At 30.6% G+C, this 2,152-nt stretch carries 2 protein-coding genes; both read right to left on the bottom strand.

Annotation, left to right across the window (positions count from 1 at the left end; genetic code table 11):
- Positions 1-532: 532 nt before the first annotated feature.
- A complete protein-coding gene (locus F598_RS0114075; protein WP_019039715.1) occupies positions 533-1,060 on the bottom strand; it encodes a sigma-70 family RNA polymerase sigma factor in 528 nt (175 codons plus the stop codon).
- Positions 1,061-1,438: 378 nt separating this feature from the next.
- The gene (locus F598_RS0114070; protein WP_019039398.1) at positions 1,439-2,122 is read right to left on the bottom strand and encodes a hypothetical protein; all 684 of its coding nucleotides are present in this window, start codon (positions 2,120-2,122) and stop codon (positions 1,439-1,441) included.
- Positions 2,123-2,152: the final 30 nt, after the last annotated feature.

The following is a 2,152-nucleotide window of genomic DNA, read 5'->3' as shown; positions in this document are numbered from 1 at the left end:
ACATTGCGTGGAATTTTCGGTAGAAAATTCAGTCGCAATGAGCTATACACTCTGTTGTAGGTAGATTTTATTCAGATTCGGTTTATAATTGATCTTTTTATTATTCTTTAAATCGGAGTCGGGCAGAGGCGACAAATCAGTCAACAATTAATTTCGATCATCATTTCAGCTGCTCTGGCGCCGAAATCCATTCAGCAGTTTGAGACACAAAACAAACTATTCAGTCGTAAAATGGCATTTTAATCATTCCATACAGCCGACTGACTTTCCTTTATTCAGATCAATAATTGAAATTAATTTATACGATATTTTTCAATCAATTTACCTACAACGTGTTTGTATATGGCAAGTAGCGGGCAAATAGGCGAAAACCTTTCCGCCAAACACAAGCCAAAAAACCAATTTTTGATTTGTAATTTAAATATACACAAATTCAATAAATTGGTTTTTGGCGACAATGCAAACTTGCCAAAACTTCCGTTTTATACACAAACCCCACTATTTGCTATATACGGTGTTGGCAGGCGTATTTTTATTCTGTTTTACAAATTGAACAATTCGATTCTCCAATTAACTTACCATTTTTATCAAATTCGTATTTGCAACATTCGTTGAATTTTTTCTTTAAAATATCTTTTGCTCTCCTAATTCTTACTTTTACATTTTCAAGGCTAATTCCTAATTCTTTGGCAACATCCTTTTGTTTTAGTCCTTTTATATAAATCAGTTCGATTACTTGTCTATAAATTTTGGGTAAATCATTTATGAATTTATCAAAGCAACATATATATTGATACTTCTCTAGAGGAATTTTCTTATTTATATTTAATTTTTCTACATAAATGGACTCTTTGTTAAAGTAATTAATCGTTTCGTTACGGGCAATTTGGAAAATCCACGCTTTTGCTTTTTCTTCTTTTTCGAGCTTAGATAAATTTTTGTGAATTTTTAAAAATGTATTTTGGAAAATATCGTTTGCGGCATCTTTATTTTTAACTTTTTTGAGAATGAAGAAATATAATTCATCATTAAAGTTGTCCCATATTTTTTGAGTTTCCATAATCAAAAATAAATAAAGGTTAGTCAAGAAACCAACCTTTATTGAAATTAGCAACAATTACATTTGTCACATTCACATTTAGAGCAAGGACAATTATTTTCCAAACAATTTCCACAATTACATTTAGTGCAATCGCAATTAGTGCATTTACAATTATTCATAACTTTTAAATTTTATCGTTCATTAAGTAGACTAATAAACATCATAAAAGATACTTTTTTTTCGTGTTTTTTTCAATATGACTGCCAACGGTCTAGGCTATGAGTAGTTGCGTGGATTAGCACTTAACTTTGCAAATACACATTAAGCTGAAAATCCTCGCGGATTTTCAGAAGTAGGCGAGAACAAGCAATTACTTATAGCCATTGTTGTAAGTAGTTATTTTTCAGTTCTATATTCTCCTTGTTTTAGTTCAGGAAGTCCTATTTTCTTACGCTCAATGTTTGTACTGTCAATATTTTCTATGAATGGCGGAACAACTGAGTTCGTTTTGGGGTCAAATTCATCTCCCGTTCCGTAGAGCTGATTTTTTCTGTAAGCCTTTTTTCTCATATTATCAACATAGGTTGCAAATTTGATAGGCTCCATTCGATTTGCCTTTACTTCTTCAATAAGTAAATTTTGCATCTTTTCAATAGTCTCTTTCGGTGTATGGAATAGAAATAACATTGGGTCAACAACTGAATCTAATTTGGCTTTACTTAACCATCCATAATCTCTGATTATTTCGTAAAGTCGATTTGTGTTTTTTAAATCAATTTCGTTCTGAATACTCCAAAGTGAGTCTATTTGCTCTTCGGAAAGTTCAGATTGATGCGTCTGTCTGAATTTTATATTTTCTTCTATTGTCAATTTGTTCACACTGTCAATTAAGTTTTGGTCAAAAGTTTTTAATGAGATATAAGACCTGTTTAATTGGTCTGCTTCTTTCATTTCTTTAAACTCAGCAATCAATTCAGCTTTTTTAGATTCGGATAATTCTTTTTTTTCTACATCTTTATTTTTTTGTTTACAGGAAAAGAGAGAAATCACAAGGCTCAAAATCAAAACTATTTTTTTCATAAAACTTGTTTTTTTAATTACTTACAACGG

Source organism: Psychroflexus tropicus DSM 15496 (genome assembly GCF_000378765.1).
GTDB lineage: Bacteria > Bacteroidota > Bacteroidia > Flavobacteriales > Flavobacteriaceae > Psychroflexus > Psychroflexus tropicus.
This window is presented reverse-complemented; position numbering and strand designations above follow the sequence as displayed.

Excerpts from the sequence above, each read along its gene's own strand:
- F598_RS0114075 (WP_019039715.1), bottom strand. The coding sequence starts at position 1,060 with ATGGAAACTCAAAAAATATGGGACAACTTTAATGATGAATTATATTTC.
- F598_RS0114070 (WP_019039398.1), bottom strand. The coding sequence starts at position 2,122 with ATGAAAAAAATAGTTTTGATTTTGAGCCTTGTGATTTCTCTCTTTTCC.